Consider the following 25,350-nt stretch of genomic DNA (forward strand, 5'->3'; position numbering starts at 1 on the left):
TCAAGACACGATGTGGATCGTCTGGCACACTGACGTGAGAACAGGCGACGACGCCCGGGGGTCGGCCATACCTGCCCAAGGGTCGTCATCTCGACTACCGGGGGGCTAGGGCGATGAGGTTGGCTTCGTCGCACTCGGCTCGCCGGTGCGCGTACTATCCCGCTCGGGCGCGGGCCCTCAAATCCATTGCGAAACAACGACAACCAAATGCCTCTGACGAAACCACGGGACCAATGGCGGGCCGCAGATTACCGAGCGGAAACGCCGCAGTCAAAGTTGCCCGTGCCGTCGGAGATTGATTAAGGTAACAGTCGCGATGAAATTTGCTGTGGCAAGCTATGGGACGCGTGGCGATATCGAGCCTTGCCTCACCATCGGTCGTGAGCTGATACGCAGAGGCCACTCGGTACGCATGGCCGTGCCGCCCAATCTTGTCGATCTGGCCGAGGAGGCCGGTGTCCCGGCGATCCCGTACGGGCCGGATATGCATGACTTTTGGAGCGACGAGTTCATCCGCGACTTCTTCAAGAATTTCCTCCGGGGCCCGGTCAAGTTGATACGGGAAGCCTGGGAACCGGTACTGAAGAACTGGCAGGAAATGAGCTCGGCGCTGATGTCGGTGGGCGCCGGAGCCGATTTGCTGTTCACCGGGCAGCTCTACCAGGATTTGGCGATCAACGTCGCCGACTATTACGGCATCCCGATGGCCACATTGCACTACATCCCGATGCGGCCCAACGGCCAGGTTGTTCCGGGGGTGCCCGGGCCCATGGTCCGCACCGGAATGGCCGTGTACGACTGGATGTGCTGGCGGATGAACAAGAAGGCCGAGGATCGTCAGCGGCGCGAGCTCGGCCTCCCCACCGCAACGGTGGCCTCGCCGCGGCGGATCGCCGAGCGGGGGTCGCTGGAAATCCAGGCCTACGACGACGTTTGCTTCCCCGGACTGGCCCACGAATGGGCGAAGTGGGGTGGTCAGCGGCCGTTTGTGGGCTCGCTGACCATGGAACTGACGACCGAATGCGACGACGAGGTGTTGGGGTGGATCGCCCAGGGCACCCCTCCGATCTGCTTCGGCTTCGGCAGCATGCCGGTCGCCGAGTCGCCCGCCGACACGGTGAGAATGATCGGCGCCGCCTGCGCGGAGCTGGGGGAGCGGGCGTTGATCTGCTCCGGCTGGAGCGACTTCAGCGACGTTCCCCACCTGGATCACGTCAAGGTCGTCGGCGTGGTCAACTACACGAAAATCTTTCCCGCCTGTCGCGCGGTCGTTCATCACGGTGGCTCGGGCACCACGGCCGCCGGCCTGCGCGCGGGGATCCCCTCGCTGATCCTCTGGACGGCAGGCGACCAGCCGATGTGGGGGTCGCGCGTCAAACACCTGAAGGTCGGCACATCCCGACGGTTCTCGAGCTCCACCCCCGAAACTCTGATTGCCGATCTGCGGACGATCCTTGCCCCGGAGTACGCCACCCGCGCCCGTGAACTGGCGACCCGGATGACCAAACCCGCCGAGAGCGCAGGGCGCGCCGTCGATCTGCTGGAAGAATTCGCTCGTTCGGGGCGCTGTGTTCCCGGGGTATCGACAGAGCGAAGTCGCTGAGCAGACGGTGACGGATACACTGCGAAACGCATTGATGGCATCGAGGGACGTCTAGGCTCTCTACCGGTATTACTGGCACGCGGAGTTGGGGGTAGTTTTGGCCGTGACTGATCACGACACGCGGTTCGCATACCTCGATCTGCTCCGGCGCGACCTCACCAGATACGGCAGCGACGAGCTGGTGCCGGTGGGGCTGTACCGCCTGGGGCGCCCCCTGTTCAGTACGCGCAACCTGCTGCTGGTGCGCAAACGGCCGTTCAACAAACAGGCGCGCGACTTGGGCCTGGACTGGCCGGCCGATGCCTTGACGATGATCGGGATGCAGCGGCTCACCAGTCTGCAGCACTGCGTGGAGACGGTCCTGCAAGAGGACGTGCCCGGCGATCTGGTCGAGTGCGGCGTGTGGCGCGGCGGCGCTTCCATCTTGATGCGTGCCGTGTTGGCGGCATACGGCGACGAGAAGCGCACCGTATGGTTGTGCGATTCGTTTGCCGGAGTCCCGCCCCCCGACACCGTCAATTACAAAGCGGATAAAGGGATCAGGCTGCATCGCCACGCGCGCATCCTGGGGGTGCCCCAAGAGCACGTCAAGGCGAATTTCGAGCGCTACGGGTTGCTGGATGACCAGGTGCGTTTTCTTCCGGGTTGGTTCAAGGACACCCTGCAGGACGCCCCGATCGACCGCATTTCCGTGCTCCGGCTCGACGGCGACCTTTACGAGTCGACGATTCAGGCGCTCGACGCGCTCTACCCGCGGCTGGCGCCCGGAGGCTTTTGTATCGTCGACGACTACCACGCGATCAAGGCGTGCGCGCAGGCCGTGACGGACTACCGCGCCAAGCATGGGATAACCGACGAGATCGTCGAGATCGACGGCACCGGCGTGCTGTGGCGTAAGTCCTGAAGAGAACGCTGAAACATTAGGTGTACGAGATGGTTTGCCCTCTGGTGCAGGGTAGGCGAAACACGATCATGATGAACCGCTTCCGTTCCCCCCGGACGCGGTACGCGCCGATGCTATGGTTGCCGCCGTGGCAACTGGGCTGACAACCGGCACCCGCCTGCGGATGTGGTGGGTGCGCACCGAATACTGGCTCGCGCGCACACTGTTGCCCGACGTCTACGCCAACGACGCGTTGATCACGTTCAACAACTTTCACGCATTTCTGGATGATCCCGAATTCCAGCGCGCTTACCAGCGTGGCGCCCGCTCCCTGGGCAACGAGGATTGGTACCAGTGGCAATGGCGCGTGCACGTGGGGCTGTGGGCGGCGGCCAGCGCCAGCAAGCTCGAGGGCGATTTCGTCGAGTGCGGCGTCAGTTACGGGTTCTTGAGCAGCGCCATCATGGAGTACCTCGACTGGGATCGGCTGGGCAAGACGTTCTATTTGCTTGACACCTTCGCCGGTCTCGATCCGCGGTTCGTCACCGAGAACGAACGGCGGGCCGGGGCGCTGGAGACCAGCAAAGGGCATCTGCGCAACGGGATGTACGTGAACGGCGTTGACAGCGTCCGCGCCAATTTCGCGCAATGGAAAAACCAGCGCATCATCGTCGGCGCGGTTCCCGAGACACTGGAGCAGGTCGATGCGCCGTCGGTGGCGTATCTGCACATCGACATGAACTGCGCTCCCCCCGAAGTCGCTGCGCTCCGGTTCTTTTGGCCGCGGCTCACCCCGGGTGCGTTCGTGCTGCTGGATGACTACGCCAACCGGGGACGCGACGAGCAGCGCGCCGCCATGGACGAGGTTGCCGGCGAGCTGGGTGTGAAAATCTGCACATTGCCCACGGGCCAGGGCCTGCTCATCAAGCCTGCACGCTAGGCGAACCAGGCCTTCTCCCAAGGGTTTTAGCGCGCCGAACCTCGAGTTGCCCGCGCGATCTGGTTTCACGTTCATTCACACGGGTAGGCCTCTGCTATGGCATTAGCATTGATCACCGGCGCGTCCAGTGGAATTGGTCTCGAGCTAGCGGAGCTGTTTGCCGAGCGGGGATATGACCTGGTGGTGGCGGCTGAAAACGACGGCATTTACCCAGCGTCCACCACGCTATCCCGGTGGGGCGTCGATGTCCGGCCGGTACAGGTTGACCTACGCACCCCGGAAGGCGTCGAAAAGCTCTATCAGCAGGCCACAGAGGGTGATCGTCCGATCGATGCGGCCGCGCTGAACGCCGGCATCGGCGGCGGGGGAAGCTTCGTCGAGGGCGACCTGGCGCACGATATGTCCATCATCGACCTCAACGTGCGCTCGACCGTGCACCTGGCCAAGCTGGTGCTGCGCAACATGACCCGGAGCGGCGCGGGGAGGGTGCTGCTCACGTCGTCGCTGGCGTCGATGGCGCCCGGGCCTTTCGAGGCGGTTTATCACGCCTCCAAGTCGTTCGTTCAGTCCTTCGCCGGGGCCTTGCAGGACGAATTGCGTGATACCGGAATCACTATCACCTCCCTGCTGCCCGGCACCATCGAGACCAACTTCTTCAACCGCGCGGGTATGGACGAGACGCGTGCGGGGCAAAAGCCGAAGGATGACCCGGCCGAGGTTGCCAGGCAGGGTTTCGAGGCGATGATGCGCGGCGACCGCAAGGTCGTCGGCGGATCTCTGACCACCAAGACCGTGGGTGTGGCCCTGCGTGTTTCCTGCCCGATTCGCTCAAGGCGGTCGCCAGTCGGATAAATTCTACCCCCGCCGGGCGGCGATAAGGCGGCCTCAGCCAACCACTTTCCGGCGGACGGCCTCCTCCAAGAGGTCGGCGGTGGTCCCGATGCTCTCGGCGGGCTTGCTCATCCGGGCGGAGAGTTCCCGGGCTCTGGTCGCGTAGTCCGGGGCGAGGATGGTACGCAGGTCCGCCACCAGCGAGCGTGGGGTGGTGGCCGAAAAGCGTCGGGCGGCACCTACTTTCAAGCGTTTGATCTGGGCCGCCCAATACGGCTGATCGGCCGAACTCCACAGGGCCAAGGTGGGGATTCCCGCGCGCAGGCTCGCGGCCGTGGTGCCCGAACCGCCGTGATGGACGACGGCACGGCAGGCGGGGAAGATGGACGAGTAGTTGACCGGGCCGACGACTTTGACGTGGTCGAAATGCGGCACGTCGCTGAAATCTGTGCCGCCGAAGCAAATGAGCGCCCGCTCGCCCAGCTGTGCGCAGGCCGCACCGATCATTTCGACGGTGGCGGTGGGGGATTCGACCGGTATGCTCCCGGACCCGAAGCAGATGGGTGGTGTTCCCGAGGCGATCCACGAGGCGACATCGTCGTCGGCGTCGGTCGCCAACTCCATGGTGAGTGCGCCGACGAACGGACGGCGGCTATCCCATTTCGCCCATTCGGCGGCCAGACCGGGAAAAAACACGTCGTCGTAGGTTTGGATTTCCAGCCAACCGTGGTCGGCGATTCGTCGCTGCGAACGATGTGTCGCCTTGGGCAGCCCGAGTTCTCGCCGCTGCGCGTTGTCGACCTTCATCGTCGAGCGCCAAAACAGCCACTCGATCACCGTCATCGTCGAGCGGACCAAAGGGGCCGGCATGCTGGGCACCAGGCGGCCGTTGGCGCGCATGGGGAAGTGATGCAACGAGGCCAACGGAATGTCGTAGTACTCAGCCACATTGGCGGCGGCCTGCTCGAAATTCAGGCCGGTGGTGAGCAAGTCGGCCCCGTCCGCGAGCGACTTCAGCGTCGTGCTCACGTCCGACCAGTACTTGATGATCGGGTCCCAAACTTTGGGCAGCTGCCTGATGGGATTGCGGAAGAAGTCCGCCCACATGTTCCGCAGGAATTCCTCGTCGAGGAACTCCTGCACCTTGGGGCCGTAGGGAACCGCGGCCAGCCCGGTCGATTCGACGAAGGCAACCAGTTCCGGGGGGACGGCCAGTCGTACGTCGTGCCCTCGGCGAACCAGTTCGCGGCCCACGGCGGCGGAAGGCTCGATGTCGCCGCGAGTTCCGTAACTCGCCAGGGCAAACTTCACGACACATCCTGCCTTCCGAGTCGTCCCACCTGTTGGCAACGTCGAGGCCATTATTGCCCGTTCTATGCTCTGGCCGTCATGGGATCGCCAATGTGCGCGGGGCAGGGCTTAGGACGCCAATTCGACAAGGCCCAACCGTTTGGACACCTCGACGGCACCGACCACCCGAGGATCGGCGCAGATATCCCGCCAGGCTTCGCCCATCCCGCGGTTGAAGTCGATGTCATCGAACAGCACGCAGCCACCCGGGGCCATCCGGGGCTTCAAGATCTGCCATTGCCGGGTCACGAAGTCTCGGGTGTGGATCCCGTCCACCAAGGCCAGATCGATCGGGTCGGGGATGGCGCCGACGTGGTCTTCGAAGGCACCCCGCGTCAGGGTGTAGCGATCGGTGACGGAGTTGATGTTTCGTTCGGCGATGTCGGCCCAGGAGGGGTTGATCTCGAACGAATACATCCAGCCCCGCCGAAGCGCCGAGGACAGGTACATGCCGGATACCCCGAACGCCGATCCGAACTCCACGACGATCGCGGGGTCGTGCCGGCCCACCAGGTAGGCGTACAGGTCGCCCTGCCACGACGCGGCCCGGACCTGTTTGGGCTTCCGGGTCGCACCGGGCTGCCCATAGGCCTCGGCCAGGGGCAGGGCGCCGAGCTTCTCGGTTGCGCGTGCGGACGATTCGATCTCGGTCTTGCGCGCCGCCGGCGGCAAGCGGCGGGGAAGGCCGGCGATGCGCCCGCCGCGCTTGATCCACCTCAGCTCCAACCCTTTTCGCAGCGGTATCACGAGGCGAGACCCAACTCGCGTGCCAGATCCGCGTATTCGCCATCGAGGCGCCGTTTCAGGCGTGCGACGGCGGTGTGCTTCCTGCTCCGGATGCTGGACGCGTTCCCGATCGCGTCGAACACCCGGTCGACGACGGCGCCGCTGCTCACCTCGTCGGTGCGAACCAGTGACCGTTCGTCGTCGATCGCAAGCGCGAAGTCCCGGCATTTCGGTTGGTACTCAAGCGAAACGACCGGCGTGTCCGACAGCGAAGCCAGGACGCTCGCATGCAGGCGGGTGACGATCGCGACGGAACAGCGGGCCAGTTCCCGCGCCGCCGCATCGGGGTTGGCCGGCAGCACCATCTCCGCTTCCGGAATGTCCCCCAGCGCCATTTCCGTCCAGCGTCTGTCTTCCGGATTCATCAATATCCCGACGAAGCGGTAGCCATGGGAGGACAGTTGCTTGACGGCGCCGGCTATCTCGTCCGCCAACTGCGTCGGGTCGTGTCCCCAAAGATCGTCGCCGAAGCCGAGATTCACTCCGATCACGCCGTCTTCGGGGGTTACGGCGGGCCGGGGGAGAAGCAGCGCCGGGTCGCCGGATACCTCGACGTCCAACCCGATGTCGGATAGGAGCTCGGCGCTGCGCGGCCCCCGGACGGACACGGTACGGAACTTGGAGAGTATCGGCGCCCAACGCGTCAGTTCGCCCCTGCCCGAGCCGCTATTGCGTCCGCCGAACGCCGGATCTTCCACGCCGACGCCGATCGCATAGCTTGCGTTGTCTTTGGTGAGCGCCAACCCTCGGTTGACCAAGAGCCGCCACTGGCTGCGCCCGACGAGCGTTCCGCCACCCACGACTTGGCTGCTGCGCCGCAGCGATCGGTTCAAACCCATTGCCGCCGTGACGGTTGCATAGATCAGTTGGTGAGGAAGGCGCGGCAGATCAAGAAAGGTTGCGCCCCGCAACTGGCCCCGAACCGCGTCGTAGATCGCGTCGTCGCCAAGGTTGCCCAGCCCATGCCAGCCCAGGTACGCGACGGTGGCGTCGCCGGTGACACCCATCCTCAGGCGCTCAGTTGTTCGTCGACACGGCATCCAGCACCGTTCGTCGGGGCACCGGTGTTGCGAGTGAGCTTGCGCCGCAACCCCTTCACACGCCCACCGAGTGTTTTGGTCCAGCGATTCTGCAGTGCCAGCGTCGCGATGCGCGGGTACTCGGCCGTGGTTTGCACCAGGAGTTCCTGGCCCTCAGGATCTGGGACCTGCTTGGCGATCGCGCTGAGCACCCAGTTGGCGTTTTTGGCAACGATCGACTCGTGCACGGGGTCGCCGCAGACGACGTCGAGCATGGCGTCCAATGTCGCCGCGTGCGCGGGGCCCTGCGTGCGCCAGAAGGTGGCGGGATCGGTGATGGACTTGTACCACATGCCGCGCGGGTGGCGGCGATACATGGCCATGGTATCGGGCAGCATGGCGATACCGCCTTCGGCGGCATGGCGGACGTGCAGGTACCAATCCAGGGGCATGACGTCGGCGGGGATGTCGTCGTAGCGGGGGAGGCGGCGGTACATCACCGAGTTGGTCTGGATGAAGTTCCGCGAGATCAAGGTCTCGAAGCTGAGGTCGCCGGCCCGAAAGGGCGGCGGAAACTTCGGAAGGAAGATCTCTTCGAGCTTGCGGTACACGGTGTGGACGAGTTTCTCGTCCTCTGCGCGTTCGTTGGTCCAGACCACCTGCACCGGGTGGAAACACACGGCCGTGTGGGGTTCGGCGTCCAACAGCTGCACCTGTTTGCTCAGCTTCGACGGGTCGGTCCAGTAGTCGTCGCCCTCGCACAGCGCGATGTATTCACCACGCGCGGCGGACAGGGCGCCGGTGAGGTTCGCGTTGAGGCCGACGTTCTTGGACCGCAGGATGGGTCGGAACAAGTGCGGATGTCGTTCGGCGTATTCCTGGATTATCCTAGGCGTGGCATCGGTCGAGGCGTCGTCGGCCACGACCACCTCAATTAGGAAGTCTGTTTGCTGGGCGACAAAGCCGTCCAACGCGTCTCGCACGTAAGCTTCCTGGTTGTGGGTGGTCGAGACCACGCTGACTTTGGGGCGGGTCTGGGGTGAGTTTGATGCTCGTCCTGCACTCATCGTGCACCTCTTTTCTGCCGGCGGATATACAGCGGCACGGCCGAAATACCCGGTCGCTGACCTCGGGCGGGGCAACCTGCGACGACAGGTTTCCCTGCAGCATGTGCGGGCCGTACAAGCCCCGAGGTACCGCTAAATACAGATACTGACCCTTCGGTCAATATAGTCGCTGGCGTATTTGGGGCGCTCGTCGGGCGGGGCGCTGAGCGCAAGGAATGCGCAGCCGCTCTCGCGGAGGGACACCCAGGCACGGTCGTGAAGACTGGGCTTTCGCCGTTGGCTGCAGCGGCTTATCCTTTGAGTCAAAAGGCCCACCTATCGGCGTCCTTACGGCGTGACCGCAACCAGCGAGGTCACCCGGGAGATCGATCCAGGAAAGACTCGACGCTCTTCGCCACGACACCTAAACCCCCGCATGGGCAAAATTCGTCTTGGCGTGTATCGTTTTCGGCCGCCGGCGCTCAACGTTGGAGGATGGGAACTTACGCCCGTCATTATTCGTCGGAGCTTCACCAGCGTGCGCTGCGGTCGTCGGAGGCCACGATGCAAACGTGAAGTGTTGAGTGCGGGACGATCAAGTCTCTGGCCAGCAAGCTCGGTTGAGGACGCCACAATCGACGCCAATAGCGGCTACCTGACGGAAAATACGGCGAGAACGTAACCGCGCCTTATGCAACCGCTCGGTCAGCTGACCGCGTCCAAGTATCACAGGGTCACTACGCGTACCGGGTTTGCCCCACTAACACCCGTAGGTTCTCATGCTGGGACGAAGAAATAGTTTTGACGGTCGTCACGGTGCCGCTCGTAAGGAAGTAGCCCCGCGTCAGGAGCGTAGGCATACGCCCTATAGCCATACGAGAGGATGCTTTGGACAGTCTTCTCTGGGTCCGGGTTGGACGCGCGGCCACCATAAATTTCCACGAACAAGACGGGACGATCGCGGCGCAACAGAGCATCCGCGCCGGCAATAACTGTGTGCTCAAATCCCTCAACATCGATCTTCAATAAACCGACCGGAGGCAACTGTAGGGAGTCCAGCGTCGTGCAGGGCACGCGGACACGGCGCTTGATCCGTTTGCGTCCAGTGTCTTTCATCGAACTGAACTCATTCTCTTTGGCGATGAAGAACTCAACCTCGCCGACGCTGTCGGCCGCAGCGCTTCGCAAGGTGCGCACACGGTCCTGCAGCCCGTTGGCGGCGATATTGGCAGATAGCCGCTCGTACACGCCGGGCGCCGGTTCGAGCGCCACTACCGGAGCGAACCGCGACCAGGCCATACTGTGCAGGCCGACGTTGGCGCCGACATCGACGATGCAGCGCTCCGGGTACAGCGCGAAATACAACGCAGCTGCAAGATCGATCTCTGGCTCCTCAAATGCACCCTTAATCCGGACGTGGCGGCGGATAGCCGAGTGGCGATTGAACCAAATCTTCAGACCACGCCAATGCCACGGCGACAACGCACCAGGCAACATCCGGCGATTGATAGACAGATTTATGTACAACCGCGATTCGCCCACCCGTATACCCCTAGTCTCAGGTCCCGCTCGTGCTGCACTAGAGATTCGCCCCCCGCTTGTCTGCAACGGCAACGGCATTCTCAAGCCACTCGGCGGCTATCCTCTCCCGATCAACCGCTTCCCGGCCGGTTTTCGTCGAATGGATTGGTGCGGACACCCCTGAGTCCGTGACGGGCAGCCCCGCGCCAGGTACGTAAACATGGATATCTGCGAGTATCTCTGCGGAAACTGGTTTGTCCACGCGCCTCCGATCAGATCACCCAGACGTCGAACCACGCGCCAGCCGGAACATGACCGACCGAGTGGCGCTGCAGTACTTGTCCGGACGGGTACAACAGTACACCCAAGCGGCCGCCAGTTCGCTTTCTTATATGCAGGCCCCGAATCCTTTGCCAGGAACGCTTCAGCACCACCGCTTCATTCCGACCATGCGGCGCTATCTTGGTGACCTAGAACTGCGGTTCTTTCGACCGTAAACGACGAGATCGCTTGGGCTCTTACTTTGCCTTGATGGCGGCTTCAACAATTGCACTAACAGGTTCTGCATTGGCGGTATGACAAGCTCGCAAAACCGCAAGTATGCGAGCGATGTGCGCCGCCCAAACGGATAGCGATCATGCAACTCCCAAAAACGTCTCAAGTGACCAAAGGCCTCACGCGATGTGATTGCTGACCCGGCTCCGCTGGTATCAAAGCGGCATACCAACCGGCGGATCGTGATTGGCTCTTGAAGCAAGGCGGATCGGAGAATGAATTCCTGGTCGGCGAGTAGGCCGACGTCGAGGTCGTAGCCACCCAACTTGTTCACTAGCGCCGCCCCGAAGAACGCCGCTTGATGTGGGACGGTGTAGAAGCCAGAAAGGAACTTTCGCAGGTTGAAGGGCATCGGGCCCTGGAGGCGCCCGAGACTGTCTAGATAAACAAGACCGTAGCCCCATATGTCACGCATCGGCCCAAGGTCCGAGATTGCCTCGACGACTTCGGCGATCGCATCTGGATCGGAGAAGCGATCACCGGAGTTCATAAACCACAGCAGGTCACCTGTCGCATGGGCAATACCGCGGTTCATTGCGTCGTAACGCCCGCCGTCCGGTTCGGACTGCCAATGCGCGAAACTCGGCGTACAGCTGGATAGATACTCCACGACTTCAACGCCCGACCCGCCGTCGATCACGATGTGCTCGATGTGTCCCGCGTAACGCTGTGCCCGCACACTGTCCACCGTGCGCCTCAACCCGTGGAGGTCGTTCAACGAAATGGTGATCACCGAAACGGTCGGAACAGAGGCCACAGACTTCCCTCCCTGTGTGAGTGTCGCCGACGGCAGTCCCGAGGATCGACTATACATTCCGGAATACACTGCAGTGGTCAACCATCGGCTTTTGGTTTCGCGCATTTATATAACCTACGTTCGGGTACCGAGCTGACGGCTTGAGTGCTGAAGAACCAGGCTTCAACCAGTCACCGCTCCTCGACAGACCCTCCTGCCCGCGCAGCCGAATCGGCCGTCGGTCACCCAACTTCTGCGTGGTGGAATCTCATTGCCGTCCCGCAGCCGGTCCCAAAAATTGCCGACAGTTCCGTTAAACGTCCGGCTGTGGATCGCATTGGCCGGCTTGATGACCGGATCTTTCACGACCAACCGTTTTGGGCATCCGCCGACGCCAGAATCGAGTCACGTGCTGGTGCCCAACTTCGCGCTAGCTTCTTCGCGGCCTTGAGGCTCCCTTTGGCGAGATGGAAGCCAGCCATGGCATACTCAGGGCCTCGGCGTCCGCAGAATGTTGTGGTGCGGCGCTCGCCGGATCAGAACGGACTCGTCCAGCTGGCGAAGTTCCCAGTTAGGCCGCTTGGCTCCCTGTGCAACTAGCATTAAGCGGCAACACGCCATGTACCGCTGAATTGCGCAACTAGGAGCGAGACGGCTCCGATGATGGGACCATCTTCGGTGACAACGTTGCAGAATCGGGAATCTAGTGAAGCGAGCGCTCATAACCGGAATTACCGGACAAGACGGGTCCTACCTCGCAGAGTTGCTGCTGTGCAAGGGATACGAGGTTCACGGGCTCATCCGGCGAGCTTCGACGTTCAACACGGCACGGATAGACCACCTTTACGTCGACCCGCACCAACCGGGCGCACGCCTAACCTTGCACTACGGCGACCTCACCGATGGAACCCGCTTGGTGACCCTGCTCAGCACCATCGACCCCGACGAGGTGTACAACCTGGCTGCGCAATCACACGTTCGGGTCAGCTTTGACGAGCCAGTGCACACCGGTGATACCACAGGGATGGGATCGATCCGGCTGCTCGAAGCCGTTCGCTTGTCCCGAATCGACTGCCGCTTTTACCAGGCATCCTCGTCGGAGATGTTCGGGGCTTCGCCACCACCGCAGAACGAGCAAACACCGTTTTATCCGCGTTCGCCATACGGCGCGGCAAAAGTCTTCTCTTACTGGGCGACCCGCAACTACCGGGAGGCGTACGGCCTGTTCGCGGTGAACGGCATCTTGTTCAATCACGAATCACCCAGGCGCGGTGAGACATTCGTGACCCGAAAGATCACGCGAGCAGTTGCACGGATCAACGCCGGTGAACAGTCGGACGTCTATCTCGGTAATCTCGATGCCGTTCGAGACTGGGGGTATGCACCTGAGTATGTCGAGGGCATGTGGCGGATGCTGCAGGCCCCTGACCCCCAGGATTTCGTCCTGGCGACGGGACGCGGTTATACTGTTCGCGAGTTCGCTCAGACCGCCTTCGACCACGCCGGCCTCGACTGGCAGAAGTATGTGAAATTCGACGACCGTTATCTGCGGCCCACGGAAGTGGATTCGCTGATCGGCGATGCCACCAAGGCCGCCCAATCGCTCGGATGGAAGGCTTCCGTGCACAGTGGCGATCTGGCGCGAATCATGGTGGACGCCGACATCGCCGCTTTGGAGTGCGATGGAAGGCCATGGATCGACAAACCGGCCCTCGCGGGTTGGGCATGATCACAATATGAACTCGTCAGTCGGCGTCCTTGACCGCGGATCACCGGTATACATAGCGGGGCACCGCGGTCTGGTGGGGTCCGCTTTGGTGCGTCGGTTTGAGGCCGAAGGATTCACGAATCTTCTTGTGCGGTCACACAATGAACTCGACTTGATGGACCGGGCCGCGACTTTTGACTTCGTCCTCGAGTCAAGACCGCAGATCGTCATCGATGCCGCGGCCAGGGTCGGCGGCATCATGGCGAACAACACTTATCCCGCCGATTTCTTGTCCGAGAACCTGCAGATCCAGGTCAACCTGCTTGATGCTGCAGTCGCCGCGAGGGTGCCTCGGTTGCTGTTCCTCGGATCCTCGTGCATCTACCCAAAACTCGCTCCGCAGCCCATCCGGGAGAGCGCGCTGCTCACCGGCCCGCTAGAGCCGACAAACGACGCCTACGCAATTGCGAAGATCGCGGGAATCCTTCAGGTGCAGGCGGTTCGGCGCCAACACGGCCTAGCGTGGATTTCGGCGATGCCAACCAACCTGTATGGACCCGGTGACAACTTCTCCCCTTCAGGTTCACACCTGCTCCCAGCTCTGATCCGTAGGTACGAGGAGGCGAAGGCGAGCGGAGCTCGGAGGGTGACGAACTGGGGCACCGGAACCCCAAGGCGAGAGTTGTTGCATGTCGACGACTTAGCTAATGCGTGCCTATACCTTCTCGAACACTTCGACGGCCCGGAACACGTCAACGTGGGCACCGGTGTCGATCACAGCATCAGCGAGATCGCCGAGATGGTGGTTGCCGCGGTTGGCTTTACCGGAGAAACGGACTGGGACCCAAGGAAACCGGACGGAACACCACGCAAGCTGCTGGATATCTCAGTGTTATGGGACGTGGGCTGGCGGCCCAAGATCGCCCTGCGCGAGGGCATCGAGACGACGGTAGCGTGGTATCGGGCCAACGCAGCTGCGGCGCGACAATAGAGCGCGTACGAGACGTATATCTGTATCGTCAGTTCCCCGAGGGGCATTCTCCTCGAGCATTCGCATGTTAGTGTGATGCGATGCAATTGCTGGATCAGGTTCGATTGATCGCGCGCGCCGCTCCTTCTGAGCTGTTACGCTACTTCTCTGAGCGCAATTGGAAACGCAAATTCGTCAAACAGCTTGAATCACTTAATGTAAGTGTAGTTTTTGACATAGGCTCAAACACGGGGCAATACGCTGCTGGCCTCCGCAAAGCGGGCTACAAAGGTCGAATGGTCTCGTTTGAGCCGCTCTCACAGCCATTTGCGGTGTTGGAAAGAAGGGCGTCGAAGGATCCGCTTTGGGATTGCCGGAGGTACGCACTGGGGGACGTCGACGGTACTGTGTCGGTAAATATCGCAGGCAATGCCGCGCAGAGTAGTTCCGTGTTGCCAATGCTGAAAAGCCACCAGGATGCCTTCCCCCCAGCGAATTACGTCGGCGTCGAAGACGTGGAAGTGTATCGGCTTGACCGCGTGGCGCCAGAAATTCTGCGGCCAACGGATGTAACTTTCCTCAAGATCGACGTCCAAGGTTTTGAGAGGCAAGTGCTTGCCGGTAGTGAATCGACGCTCGCCAACAGTTGTGTGGGCTTGCAACTCGAACTCTCGTTCCTGCCCCTGTATGAAGGGAGCATGCTGATCCCGGAAGCGCTCGAGTGGGCATATTCGATGGGCTTTACGCTAACCGGATTGCTGCCGTGTTTCATCGATCCACGGGACGGCCGGATGCTGCAAGCAGACGGCGTATTCTTGCGTGAGAAGAATTGATCGGACGATGTATTTATTCTGCTGTTTGAATCGGATCCAGATGAAGTGTCTATGGTCCGGACCGACGCCAAGTGGAAAGCCGTGAAGTAGCGTTATGACTGCGCCAATGTTTTCGATCATCGTCCCCACGTTCAACTCGGCCGCGACTCTGCACGCCTGCATCGAAAGCATCATGCGTCAGACGTATATCGACTACGAGCTGGTACTCGTCGATGGCGCTTCCACAGATGGAACCCTCGGGATCGCGAACAGTTTTGGCGCCGGACTCGGCGAACGTCTGGTCATCCACAGTGGACCGGACCAGGGTCCCTACGACGCCATGAACCGTGGCGTCGCGATGGCGACCGGGGCATGGGTCCTCTTCCTCGGATCCGACGACACTCTGCTTGAGCCGGCCACACTGGGGCTGGTGGCCGCCTACATTCGGAGCCATGAGCCCAGCGACCTGGTCTATGGCGATGTCGTCATGCGCTCAACCGGAGCCCGCCATGCCGGCGTCTTCGACCTCGATCGCCTGCTGTTTGAGACGAACCTGTGCCATCAGTCAATCTTCTACCGCCGCAAGCTCTTTGACGGCATCGGTCCCTATAACTTGCGCTATCCGGTCTGGGCTGATTGGGATTTCAACATCCGCTGCTTCTCCAACCCGGCGCTCGTGACCCGGTACATGGACATCGTCATAGCCGAGTACAACGACATGACCGGACTCAGTATGAGGCAGAGCACCGATAGGGAGTTCAGAAAGCGGCTGCCAATGTATTTTTGGGTGGCCGCCTGGGAGACTTGTGGCCGGATGCTGGCGTTCTTCCGGAAGAAAGAGAACCGTCGACTGGCGTTACGCGCCTTGCTGATCAGGTCCAGAGCCGCATCGAAGGCGCGGATACAGCACTAGCGCAGGCTCGTTGCCATCCCGCTCGTTCGTCGGGGAGCGGCGATTGTGTGCCCGAACGTTTATGCGCTGGCTTCGGCGGCCAGCCGATAGCCACGCACAGCTAACGGGATGAACACCGCAAGCAGCACGACCGCCCAACTGAGCGTTATCGTCAGGGGCCACGCGATCGGCCCGCCGTGGGCTAGCGCCCGCATCGTCTCGATAGGCGGCGATATCGGTTGCATGCGGATGATTGGCCGAACCCAGTCGGGGAAGAGGCCAATCGGAGTGGCGCCCGGATTGACGAATGCCATCGAGAACGTGATGGCCAGTAACCACGTCATTGCGGTGCGGCCATTGTTGCGTACCGCCATCGCCATCACTACAGCCGTGAACCCCGTCACCACAATCGACGGGACCAGAATGAAAGCCAGTGCCGCAGGCCAGCCATTTGTGAAGCGCAGCCCCATCGCCAGCCCGATTGCGGTAATCAGGATGGTGCCGATGAACGCGCGCACGACCTCCGATAGCACCCAGCCGGTGATCGCGCTCGCCCGATGGATCGGCAGCACCCATATCCGGCTGAGCAGATGCGACTCGCGGTCCGTGGTGATGCCGACCGAGTTGCCCAGAGAGCCGAAGAGGGCGGATATTACCGCACACATGGGCACTATGCCGTAGACGCTCTCGACGCCCGTGACCTCGTGCACCCGGCCGCCCAGCACAATTTGATACGCGAACAGTAGGAAGACAGGGAGGAGCAGTGACCCCATCAAGACCGCTTGGTCACGCCGCCATCGTAGAAGTAGCCGACCGGCATGCACCCAGCTTTGAATGAGCAGGGACGCTAGTGGCTGGGGGTGATGCGTCACTAGCCGCGCCTTTGCATTCGCAGCGCGATCGCGCCAAAGATCAACACCATGCCCGCACACCAGGCCAGGGTGGCAGCCAAGTTGCCGCCCAGCACCTTTCCGCCGGCCAGGCCGCGCAGTGTTTCGGCGAACTGTGACACGGGCTGGTTTCGGACGTACGGGCGCAGCCAATCTGGGAAAGTCTTCTCGGGGGCGAGTCCGGTGGAAAGCATGAACAGCAGAAGCTGGGGGACAAACAGAAGGTGACTGGCACCCTGGACACTGTTTGCGCTCGATCCGAGCGCGTCGGCACCGAGCGCCACGGCCAAGCACAGCAGCAGGGCTATGACCAGGAACGCTATCGCGTAGCCGAATCCACCGGTCATGCGAAAACCGAATACGTATCCGGCAACCATCGCCACCACCAGGGCGAGCATTCCCCGCATCAGGGTGGCAGTCACGCGGGCAGTCACCGTCGCCGCAGCTGCGACCGGCAACGTACGCATCCGTTCGCCGAACCCGCACAGGTGGTCGCGTGAAGCGCGGTCGGCGGTTAGCAGCCCAACGACGATCATCGACTGGACCACCACGGCGGGCAGCAGATATTGCGAATAACTGATGTGTCCCGTGTCGATCAAACCGTGTAGCGCCACCCCAAAGCCCACCAAATACGCTGCTGGCGAGAGGATCTCGAAGATCATCTCGCCGTCACGTGCCGCAGATTTCAACGAACGTTCTGTGAGTGCGGTCACAGCGCTCATGAACGGGTGACGGTCCGTTCGGTGAGGTGCAGGAAAGCTTCGTCGAGCGAGGGCTTGCGCAGCGAAATGTCGGCGAGTTCGAGGCCGAGCGCGTCGACCCGGCGAAACACCTCGACCAAAGTCGACACCCCGTCGGGGGCGAACACCGACACCGAGCTCGTGTCGTTGTCGATCTCAATCCCTTCGAGCCCGGTCAAGGCCGCCGCGACCCGGGACAGCTCGGCGGGATTGGTCGGGGTCACCTGACAGTAGCTGGTGCCCACGGCGTGCTTGAGCTCCTCGGCGGTGCCGCTGGCGATCACCTGCCCGTGATCGATGACGACGATCGAGTCGCTCAGCACGTCGGCTTCTTCCAGATACTGGGTGGTCAGCAGCACGGTCATGCCCTGCACCGTCAACGAACTCACTAGGGCCCATACGTCTCGGCGGCTGCGCGGGTCGAGCCCGGTGGTCGGCTCGTCGAGAAAGAGCACCTTCGGCGGCACCACCAGGGCGCTGGCCAGGTCTACGCGTCGGCGCATACCTCCGGAATAAGTCGCGACCCGCCGATCGGCGGCGGCGACGAGATCGAACCGTTCTAGTAGGTCGTCAGCGCACGTCTTCGCCCGGCGGCGATTCAGCCCGCGCAGCCTGCCGAATAGCACCAAATTTTCTCGGCCCGTAAGCATGGGGTCCAGTCCGGTGAACTGCCCGGCCATCCCGATGCTGGCCCGTACGTCGGCTGGCTCACGGGCGATGTCGTGCCCGGCGACGCTGGCTCGGCCTGAGCTGGGGCGGATCAGCGTGGACAGGATGTTGATCGTGGTGGTCTTCCCGGCACCATTGTGGCCGAGTAGCCCGCACACCGTTCCGGCGGGAACCGAGAAGTCCACGCCATTCAGCGCGAGCATGTCGCGTCCAAATGTCTTTGTGAGGCCGACAACCTCGATCGCCAAAGGGCTCACGGTAGAAGTATTTCACGGTGCGTACCGACGCGTTGGCGGTATGGGTTGATAGCTCTGCTGATGTAATCCAAATCCGTTTTCAGCGGGCGAGTTCCGAATGTGCGGGGCAAAATCATTGGCATCCAACCTTTCTCACCACGTGCTTCGCTGAGAACGTCACCCAGGCAACGAGAAACGCGAGGAGCAAATTAGACGGTCGACCGGGGGATGGGGATCTCGGCCGTGGGGGCGTCCGCGTCGTCGTCCTCGCGCAGCAGGGTGCGCACCGACGGGCGCGTGCCCACCGAGCGGAGCAACAGGCTGGCCGGCCGCGGCCGAACCAACAGCGGCCACCAGAACCACCGCCCGAGCAGGGCAGCGATGGTAGGAGTCATGAACGACCGCACGATCAAGGTGTCGAACATCAGGCCCAGGCCGATCGTGGTACCGACCTGACCGATGATGCGCAAGTCGCTGACCACCATCGATGCCATGGTGAACGCGAACACCAGGCCCGCGTTCGTCACGACCTTTCCGGTACCGCCCATCGCGCGAATGATGCCCGTGTTGATGCCGGCGGCTATCTCCTCTTTCATGCGGGACACCAACAGCAGGTTGTAGTCCGACCCGACAGCCAGCAAGACGATGACCGACATCGGCAGCACCATCCAGTACAGCTCGATGCCGAAGATGTATTGCCAGATTAGGACCGACAACCCGAAGGAGGCGCCCAACGAAAGGGTCACCGTGCCCACGATGACAAGGGCGGCGATAAAACTTCGGGTGATGATGAGCATGATGATGAAGATCAGACACAGCGCGCCAACGCCGGCGATCAAGAGGTCGTAGGTCGAACCGTCCCGGAAGTCCTTGAAGGTCGACGCGGTACCCGCGATATTGATCTTGGCGTTTTCGAGGGGCGTGTTCTTGAGCGCTTCTTCGGCCGCCTGCCTGATCTTGTCGATGCGGGCCACGCTTTCCGACGTTGCCGGGTCACCGCGGTGCGAAATGATGAAGCGGGCGGCCTTTCCGTCCGGCGACAAGAATTGGCTCATCGCTTTCTTGAAGTCCGCATTGTCGAAGATGTCCGGCGGCAGATAGAACGAGTCGTCATTTTTGGAGGCGTCGAAAGCCTCGCCCATGGCAACGGCGTCCTTGTTGTTGCTGTCCATCTGGCCGATGATCCCGGACATGGTGCTGTGATTGGTTAGCATCATCTGTCGCATATCCTCGGACATCGCGATCATCGGCGGGTACTGCTCGAGCAGCTGCGGCATCAGCTTGTCCATATTGTCGAGATCTTTGAGAAGATCCGTCAGTTTGTCGCTGAGCGTATCGACGCCGTCGAGAATTTCGAAAATTTGTCGCAACGACCAGCATATCGGGATGTCATAGCAGTGCTTTTCCCAGTAGAAATAGCTGCGCAAGGGCCGGAAGAAATCCTCGAAGTCGGACATGTGGCCGCGTAGCTCATAAATGACTTCGGCCATTTCCTTGGTCTTGACGATCGTGTCGTGCGTGATATCCGTCATGCGCTTCTGCAATGAATAGATGCGCTTCATGATCTCGATTTGCTTGGCCATCATGTCCGCCTGGACGAGCATGTCGTCCATACGCAGCTGCATGTATTTGATGTCTTGACTCATCATCGCCTGCTGCATGCTGAGCAGGAACGGGATCGACGTGTGCTGGATCGGTGTTCCCTCCGGCCGCGTGATGCCCTGCACCCGAGAAATCCCGTGAACCCCGAAGATTGCCTTGGCAAGCCTGTGCAGCACTAGGAAGTCCGCCGAGTTTCGCAAGTCGTGATCGGCCTCGATCATCACGATTTCGGGCATCATCCGCGATTGATTGAAGTGACGATCGGCGGCCGCGTACCCGACGTTGGCGGGAACGCTGTTGGGCATATACAGCCGGTTGTTGTAGCTCGTCTTATAACCGGGCAAAGTGGCCAGGCCGACGATGGCGATCGCTATCGTCGCGCACAGAATGGGCGCGGGCCAGCGGACGATCGCCGTGCCGATCCGGCGCCAGCGGCCGAACCCGATCGTGCGCGTCGGGTCGAATAATCCGACGCCACCACCGACGGTCAGCACCGCCGGAACCAGGGTCAGGGCGATCAGGACGGAAATCAGCATGCCCAACGAGCAAGGCAGGCCCATGGTTTGGAAGATGGGCATGCGGGTGAAGCTCAGGCACAACATGGCCCCGGCGATCGTCAGACCGGAGCCCAAAACCACGGGGGAGACGCTGCGATAGGTGGTGAAGAACGCGGTTTCCCGGTCCTCGCCGGCCTGACGCGCCTCTTGATAGCGGCCGAAGAAGAAGATCGCGTAGTCGGTTCCGGCGGCCATTGCCAGTGCCACCAGCAGGTTGACGGCAAAGGTTGAGAGTGCGATGAGGTTGTGGTCGGCGATAAAGGCGATGACACCGCGCGCGGCAAAGACTTCGATGCCCACCGTGAGCAGCAACAGGATCACGGTGATCACCGAGCGGTACACGAAAAGCAGCACGATGAAAATGATCAAGGCGCCGATCATCGTCATCTTCAGAATGGATCGGTCGCCGGCGAGCTGCATATCGGAAAACAGCGCCGCCGGGCCGGTCACATAGGCCTGAATTCCGGGAGGCGGCGGCGTCCGCTCGATGATGTCGCGGATCGCCGCGACAGATTCCTGACCCTGGGTGGTGCCCTGGTTGCCCGCCAGATTCAACTGCACATAGACGGCCTTGCCGTCGGGACTTTGGGCGCCCGCCGCGGTGAGGCGGTCCCCCCACAAATCCTGCACGTGCTCGATGTGCTTGGTGTCGCTTTTGAGCTCACGAACCAATTTGGCGTAGTAGGCGTGCGCAGAGTCTCCGAGCTGCTGCTGCCCCTCGATCACCAGCATCGCGAAGCTGTCGGAATCGGACTCCTTGAAGTCCCTGCCCATGCGCTGCATGGCCTGGACCGCCGGGGCGTCCTGAGGGGCCAGCGGCACCGAATGCTGTTGGCCGACGATCTCGAGCCGCGGGACGCCGAAGGTCACCAGCAGGGTCAGCGCCACCCACCCGATGATGATGAGCGCCGCAAAGCGACGGATGTTCCGGGCGATGCGGGGAGGCCGAGTCCCTTGGGTCGTCATGCGGCCCCCAGCGTGTCTGCGGCGCTATCGCCCTGCGCCACGATGTTCCCCACGGTTGCTGTTCCCATCCTGAAGTGGAAAGCCGCCACTTATTGCGACTGCTTGAGCAGCAACGAACGCACCAACGGACGAGGCCCCGTGGGACGCAGCATCGTGCTGGCGGGGCGGGGGCGTACCAGCTGTGGCCACCAGAACCAGCGCCCCAGCAATGCAGCCACAGAGGGCGTCATGAATGCGCGCACCACCAAGGTGTCAAACAACAGTCCCAAACCGATGGTGGTCCCCAATTGGGCGATGCTGCGCAGGTCGCTGACCACCATCGAGGCCATGGTGAATGCGAACACCAGGCCGGCGTTCGTCACGACCTTGCCGGTGCCGCCCATGGCGCGAATGATTCCGGTGTGGATTCCGGCGGCCAATTCCTCCTTCATGCGGGAGACCAGTAGCAGGTTGTAGTCGGAGCCGACCGCCAACAGCACGATCACCGAGGTGGACAGCACCGTCCAGTGCAGCTGCATGCCAAGCAGGTACTGCCAGACCAACACGGACAGCCCGAAGGATGCCCCGAGGGATAGCAAAACCGTGCCGACGATCACCATGGCGGCAATAAAACTTCGCGTCATGATCAGCATGATGATGAAGATGAGGCAGATCGCGGAGACGCCGGCGATCAGGAGGTCGAACTTGGATCCGTCCACCAAATCTTTGGTGATCGCCGCCGTGCCGGTGAGATAGATCTTGGCGTTTTCGAGGGGCGTTCCCTTGAGCGATTCTTCGGCCGCCGTCTTGATCTGCTCCACCCGCGAGAGGCCCTCGGGTGTCGCCGGGTCACCCCGCTGCGAGATGAGCAGGCGGAAGTCCTTCCCGTCCGGCGACATGAACACCTTCTCGACCCGCTTGAAGGCGTCGGAGCCGTTGATGATCCCCGGCGGCAGGTAGAAGGAATCGTCGTTTCTGGAGGCATCGAACGCCTGTCCCATGACACTCGGATCCTTGGCGCTCGAATCCATCTGGCCCATCACCCCGGACATGGTGCTGTGCATGGTCAGCATCATGTTGCGCATGCCCGACATGGTTTCGATCATGGGCGGGATCTGCATGACCAGTTGCGGAAGGATCATGTCCAGCTGGTCGAGGTTTTTCACCATCTCGCCCAATTTGTCGCTGATCTCGTCAACGCCGTCGAGCGCATCGAAGATGGACCTCAGGGAGTAACAAATCGGAATGTCGTAGCAGTGTTTTTCCCAGTAGAAATAGCTGCGAATCGGCCGGAAGAAATCCTCGAAATCCGAAACACGATCCCGCAGCTCCGACGTGATGTCCTGCATTTCATGCGTCGTCTGGACCATGTGGTGGGTCGTGGCGACGAGTTCCTTCATCAGGCCCAGCATGTGCTGCATGATGCCGATCATTTTCCCGAGCTCTTCGGCCTGGACGAGCATGTCGTTCATGCGGTCTTTTTGGAAGGCCATGTTCTGCATCTGGCTGGCCTGACCCATGCTGATGATCCACGGAATCGTGGTGTGTTGCAGGGGAACACCTTCGGGACGGGTGACGGTCTGCACCGTGGCAATCCCCGGAACCCCGAGCACGGCCTTGGCAACTTTGTTGATCACCAACATATCGGTCGGATTACGCAAATCATGATCGGTCTCGACCAACAGAATCTCGGGCATTTGCATCCGCTGGCCCGGAAAGTGCCGCGCCGCCGCCGCGTACCCCACATTGGCGGGAATGCTTTGCGGAATGAATTTCTGGTCGTCATAACTGGGGTGGTAATTCGGTAGGGCCAACAGGCCGATCAGTGCAATGGCCAACGAGGCAACCAGAATGGGCGCCGGCCACCGGACGATGGCCGTACCGATCCGTCGCCACCGGCGGGCCGAGATCGCCCGCCGAGGCTCGAACAGGCCGAACCGGGCTCCGGCGGCCAGCAGCGCCGGCCCCAGCGTCAGCGCAATCAGCACCGCAACCGCTATGCCGACCGCGCACGGGATACCGAGCGGTTGGAAAAACGGGAGACGGGTGAAGCTGAGGCAGAGCACCGCGCCGGCAATGGTCAAGCCGGAGGCCAACACAACCTTCGCGACCCCAGCGAAAGTGGTGTAAAAGGCGTCTTCGCGACTTTCACCGGCCTGCCGAGCCTCTTGATATCGGCCGACGAAGAAAATGCCGTAGTCGGTTCCCGTCGCGATGACGGCGGCGACCAGCAAGTTGACGGCAAAAGTGGTAAGGCCGACCAGCCCGAGATGGCCGAGAAGCGCGACCATTCCGCGCGCGATCTGCAATTCCAGACCGACGATGAGCAACAGAAGGATGACGGTGACAATCGATCGATAAACGATCAGCAACGTCAGGAAAATCACGCAAAGGCTGGCCAAAGTCACCAGCATGACCGTCTTCGCGCCGGCGCTGTTCATGTCCGCGACGATGGCCGCGGGTCCGGTGACATAGACCTTGAGCCCGGGCGGGGGAGAAGCCTCCTGCACGATCTTTCTCACTGCGGCCACAGATTCGTCGCCCGCGGCCGCGCCCGCGTTTCCGTTCAGGTTCACCTGAACGTATGCGGCTTTGCCGTCCTGGCTTTGCGCGGCGCCGCGGGTAAGCGGATCGCCCCAGAAGTCCTGGACATGCTGCACGTGCGTGCGGTCGGCCTCCAACTGGCGAACCAAGCGGTCGTAATACTTGTGCGCGTCGTCGCCCAGTTGCTGTTGGCCCTCCAGCAGGACCATGGCCATGGCGCCGGTGTTGGTTTCCTTGAAATCCTCGCCCAGGCGTTCCATCGCCTTGAACGACGGTGCGCCCAAAGGACTTAGCGACACCGCATGCTCGGCCGAAACCTTTTCCAGCGAGGGGACGGCGACGCTGATGAGGACGGCGATGCCGAGCCAACCCAAGATGATGGGCACCGACAAGCGGTGGATGATCCGCGCCACCCGTGATCGCGCGGCAGGCCGCTGGGTCTCCAATTGCTCGGTACTCATGTCGCCGTCAGCACGCAGTAGGTGAACGCGTTCAATTGGTGCGAGATCCTCTCGGTCTTGACAACGCCGTCTACCACGATGCGGCAGCCAAGAGTGTCGCTATTGCCCTGCGCCACTACGTTTCCCACGATTGACGGCAACGTCGTCGAGATGTCGAACGTCCACGGCAGCGCGATGCCGGTGATGTGGTTCGGCTCGCCGTTGGCGTCAAAGTAGCTGATGTCGGCCGTCGTCCCCGCCGGCCCGAAGACTTCGTATTTCACGTGCTTGGGGTTGAAGGGTTTGGTGTCCTGTTGCCGTGATTCGGCGTACGAGGGGCGGCGCTCGGAACCGAAAACGCCGTGCAGCCGCGAAACGGTCATGCCCCCGGCAATGACGACGGCCACGATCACCAGCGGAATCCACAGCCGCTTCAGAAAACCGAATATCGCGGCGCCCTTTTGGGGACGATTCGGTAGGCGGCCAGTTTGCTGCGTGGGTTCGGGCGAAGATCGGCGAGCAAAGCCCAAGAAACCGCGTCGCCGGCCAGACGGTTGGCTAATTTCTCGTCCTTCCGCGATGGTGTTGTCGGGCCGGGCCCGCACATCGGAGTCGACCACTGCACCCCCTTCAGCCGTCTTCATGTCCGTGCGGGCTTCGCCCCCGAACATGCAACTACAGACCGGTAGCAACACGCCAGACTGCGGCGCCTCGAATGCGGTGCACGTCGCCGACCAGTCGTGCCTCTGTCACCTCATGCGAGCCCCGCCCCCGGGGAGCGCGACCAGGTCTTGATGAGTAAACCACGCCTGTCGCTTCCGTATCAGTGCTTTGCCAACGCGATACGGGATCGTAATGGATACCACCTGCGTAAACGGCATTTTGCTGACCTATCCGTCCCGCACAGCGGTCGGCAACGCCGCGCACCCACCTAAGCACAGCAGTCATCACGTGTCACCGGCCGGGAGGGTTCAAACGCGCCCCGCCGGGAGCCGGCGGGTTCGCCTCCGGGTGATTTTCGCCCCCTCACGCGTTCGGCTAGGATGTGAGACGACAAGCACAATAACTTCATCGG

At 61.9% G+C, this 25,350-nt stretch carries 19 protein-coding genes and 1 pseudogene; 8 read left to right on the forward strand and 12 right to left on the reverse strand.

Annotated features, from left to right (window positions below):
* Positions 1-316 precede the first annotated feature (316 nt).
* The 4 genes and pseudogenes from JF781_RS13235 (at position 317) to JF781_RS13250 (ending at position 4,304) form a co-directional block, all read left to right on the forward strand.
* Positions 317-1,603, forward strand: coding sequence for a glycosyltransferase (locus JF781_RS13235; protein WP_225327564.1), 1,287 nt, complete (start codon positions 317-319; stop codon positions 1,601-1,603).
* 97 nt (positions 1,604-1,700) lie between these two features.
* On the forward strand, positions 1,701-2,507 hold the full coding sequence (locus JF781_RS13240) for a TylF/MycF/NovP-related O-methyltransferase (protein ID WP_225327565.1): 807 nt from the start codon (positions 1,701-1,703) through the stop codon (positions 2,505-2,507).
* Positions 2,508-2,622: 115 nt separating this feature from the next.
* On the forward strand, positions 2,623-3,426 hold the full coding sequence (locus JF781_RS13245) for a class I SAM-dependent methyltransferase (RefSeq protein WP_255641816.1): 804 nt from the start codon (positions 2,623-2,625) through the stop codon (positions 3,424-3,426).
* A gap of 96 nt (positions 3,427-3,522) precedes the next feature.
* Positions 3,523-4,304 (forward strand): annotated as a pseudogene (locus JF781_RS13250) (SDR family NAD(P)-dependent oxidoreductase).
* Between the two features lie 7 nt (positions 4,305-4,311).
* Here the strand turns inward: JF781_RS13250 and JF781_RS13255 are convergent.
* The 6 genes from JF781_RS13255 to JF781_RS13280 all read right to left on the reverse strand — a co-directional run bounded on the left by JF781_RS13255 (position 4,312) and on the right by JF781_RS13280 (position 11,291).
* Positions 4,312-5,568: a glycosyltransferase gene (locus JF781_RS13255; protein ID WP_225327567.1), complete on the reverse strand. Its 1,257-nt coding sequence runs from the start codon at positions 5,566-5,568 to the stop codon at positions 4,312-4,314.
* Positions 5,569-5,676: 108 nt separating this feature from the next.
* Positions 5,677-6,333 carry an O-methyltransferase gene (locus JF781_RS13260; RefSeq protein ID WP_225327568.1) on the reverse strand — a complete coding sequence of 219 codons (657 nt, stop codon included), beginning with the start codon at positions 6,331-6,333 and terminating at the stop codon, positions 5,677-5,679.
* Between the two features lie 17 nt (positions 6,334-6,350).
* Positions 6,351-7,400: a polysaccharide pyruvyl transferase family protein gene (locus JF781_RS13265; RefSeq protein WP_225327569.1), complete on the reverse strand. Its 1,050-nt coding sequence runs from the start codon at positions 7,398-7,400 to the stop codon at positions 6,351-6,353.
* Positions 7,401-7,402: 2 nt separating this feature from the next.
* Positions 7,403-8,479, reverse strand: a complete 1,077-nt coding sequence (locus JF781_RS13270; RefSeq protein ID WP_225327570.1) for a glycosyltransferase — start codon at positions 8,477-8,479, stop codon at positions 7,403-7,405.
* A 756-nt stretch (positions 8,480-9,235) separates the two neighbouring features.
* Positions 9,236-9,955 carry an FkbM family methyltransferase gene (locus JF781_RS13275; protein WP_304621372.1) on the reverse strand — a complete coding sequence of 240 codons (720 nt, stop codon included), beginning with the start codon at positions 9,953-9,955 and terminating at the stop codon, positions 9,236-9,238.
* Between the two features lie 481 nt (positions 9,956-10,436).
* Positions 10,437-11,291 carry a glycosyltransferase family 2 protein gene (locus JF781_RS13280; protein ID WP_225327571.1) on the reverse strand — a complete coding sequence of 285 codons (855 nt, stop codon included), beginning with the start codon at positions 11,289-11,291 and terminating at the stop codon, positions 10,437-10,439.
* Positions 11,292-11,976: 685 nt separating this feature from the next.
* Here JF781_RS13280 and gmd point away from each other — a divergent pair.
* The 4 genes from gmd (at position 11,977) to JF781_RS13300 (ending at position 15,673) form a co-directional block, all read left to right on the forward strand.
* Complete coding sequence (gene gmd, locus JF781_RS13285; RefSeq protein WP_225327572.1) at positions 11,977-12,999, forward strand: GDP-mannose 4,6-dehydratase; 1,023 nt, start codon at positions 11,977-11,979, stop codon at positions 12,997-12,999.
* Entirely contained in the window at positions 12,953-13,969 is a 1,017-nt protein-coding gene (locus tag JF781_RS13290; protein WP_304621369.1) for a GDP-L-fucose synthase, read from the forward strand. The genes gmd and JF781_RS13290 overlap by 47 nt, the downstream gene beginning before the upstream one ends.
* An 80-nt stretch (positions 13,970-14,049) precedes the next feature.
* Positions 14,050-14,781: an FkbM family methyltransferase gene (locus tag JF781_RS13295; RefSeq protein WP_225327573.1), complete on the forward strand. Its 732-nt coding sequence runs from the start codon at positions 14,050-14,052 to the stop codon at positions 14,779-14,781.
* 106 nt (positions 14,782-14,887) lie between these two features.
* Positions 14,888-15,673: a glycosyltransferase family 2 protein gene (locus JF781_RS13300; protein ID WP_304621370.1), complete on the forward strand. Its 786-nt coding sequence runs from the start codon at positions 14,888-14,890 to the stop codon at positions 15,671-15,673.
* Positions 15,674-15,732: 59 nt separating this feature from the next.
* On the opposite strand, the gene JF781_RS13305 is transcribed toward JF781_RS13300, so the two are convergent.
* From JF781_RS13305 to JF781_RS13330, 6 genes are all read right to left on the reverse strand, one after another.
* A complete protein-coding gene (locus JF781_RS13305) occupies positions 15,733-16,524 on the reverse strand; it encodes an ABC transporter permease (RefSeq protein ID WP_225327575.1) in 792 nt (263 codons plus the stop codon).
* Positions 16,524-17,264, reverse strand: a complete 741-nt coding sequence (locus JF781_RS13310; protein WP_225327576.1) for an ABC transporter permease — start codon at positions 17,262-17,264, stop codon at positions 16,524-16,526. Before JF781_RS13310 ends, JF781_RS13305 begins: the two co-directional genes overlap by 1 nt.
* The gene (locus JF781_RS13315; protein ID WP_041321021.1) at positions 17,261-18,208 is read right to left on the reverse strand and encodes a daunorubicin resistance protein DrrA family ABC transporter ATP-binding protein; all 948 of its coding nucleotides are present in this window, start codon (positions 18,206-18,208) and stop codon (positions 17,261-17,263) included. Before JF781_RS13315 ends, JF781_RS13310 begins: the two co-directional genes overlap by 4 nt.
* A 188-nt stretch (positions 18,209-18,396) precedes the next feature.
* Positions 18,397-21,312, reverse strand: coding sequence for an RND family transporter (locus JF781_RS13320; protein WP_225327577.1), 2,916 nt, complete (start codon positions 21,310-21,312; stop codon positions 18,397-18,399).
* 89 nt (positions 21,313-21,401) lie between these two features.
* Entirely contained in the window at positions 21,402-24,296 is a 2,895-nt protein-coding gene (locus JF781_RS13325; protein WP_225327578.1) for an RND family transporter, read from the reverse strand.
* Complete coding sequence (locus tag JF781_RS13330) at positions 24,293-24,712, reverse strand: MmpS family protein (RefSeq protein WP_225327603.1); 420 nt, start codon at positions 24,710-24,712, stop codon at positions 24,293-24,295. Before JF781_RS13330 ends, JF781_RS13325 begins: the two co-directional genes overlap by 4 nt.
* Between the last annotated feature and the right edge of the window lie 638 nt (positions 24,713-25,350).

Source organism: Mycobacterium sp. WUMAC-067, from assembly GCF_020217485.1.
Taxonomy (GTDB): Bacteria; Actinomycetota; Actinomycetes; order Mycobacteriales; family Mycobacteriaceae; genus Mycobacterium.

Excerpts from the sequence above, each read along its gene's own strand:
- JF781_RS13235 (WP_225327564.1), top strand. The coding sequence starts at position 317 with ATGAAATTTGCTGTGGCAAGCTATGGGACGCGTGGCGATATCGAGCCT.
- JF781_RS13245 (WP_255641816.1), top strand. The coding sequence starts at position 2,623 with ATGGTTGCCGCCGTGGCAACTGGGCTGACAACCGGCACCCGCCTGCGG.
- JF781_RS13265 (WP_225327569.1), bottom strand. The coding sequence starts at position 7,400 with ATGGGTGTCACCGGCGACGCCACCGTCGCGTACCTGGGCTGGCATGGG.
- JF781_RS13270 (WP_225327570.1), bottom strand. The coding sequence starts at position 8,479 with ATGAGTGCAGGACGAGCATCAAACTCACCCCAGACCCGCCCCAAAGTC.
- JF781_RS13275 (WP_304621372.1), bottom strand. The coding sequence starts at position 9,955 with ATGTTGCCTGGTGCGTTGTCGCCGTGGCATTGGCGTGGTCTGAAGATT.
- JF781_RS13290 (WP_304621369.1), top strand. The coding sequence starts at position 12,953 with ATGGAAGGCCATGGATCGACAAACCGGCCCTCGCGGGTTGGGCATGAT.
- JF781_RS13295 (WP_225327573.1), top strand. The coding sequence starts at position 14,050 with ATGCAATTGCTGGATCAGGTTCGATTGATCGCGCGCGCCGCTCCTTCT.
- JF781_RS13300 (WP_304621370.1), top strand. The coding sequence starts at position 14,888 with ATGTTTTCGATCATCGTCCCCACGTTCAACTCGGCCGCGACTCTGCAC.
- JF781_RS13310 (WP_225327576.1), bottom strand. The coding sequence starts at position 17,264 with ATGAGCGCTGTGACCGCACTCACAGAACGTTCGTTGAAATCTGCGGCA.
- JF781_RS13320 (WP_225327577.1), bottom strand. The coding sequence starts at position 21,312 with ATGACGACCCAAGGGACTCGGCCTCCCCGCATCGCCCGGAACATCCGT.
- JF781_RS13325 (WP_225327578.1), bottom strand. The coding sequence starts at position 24,296 with ATGAGTACCGAGCAATTGGAGACCCAGCGGCCTGCCGCGCGATCACGG.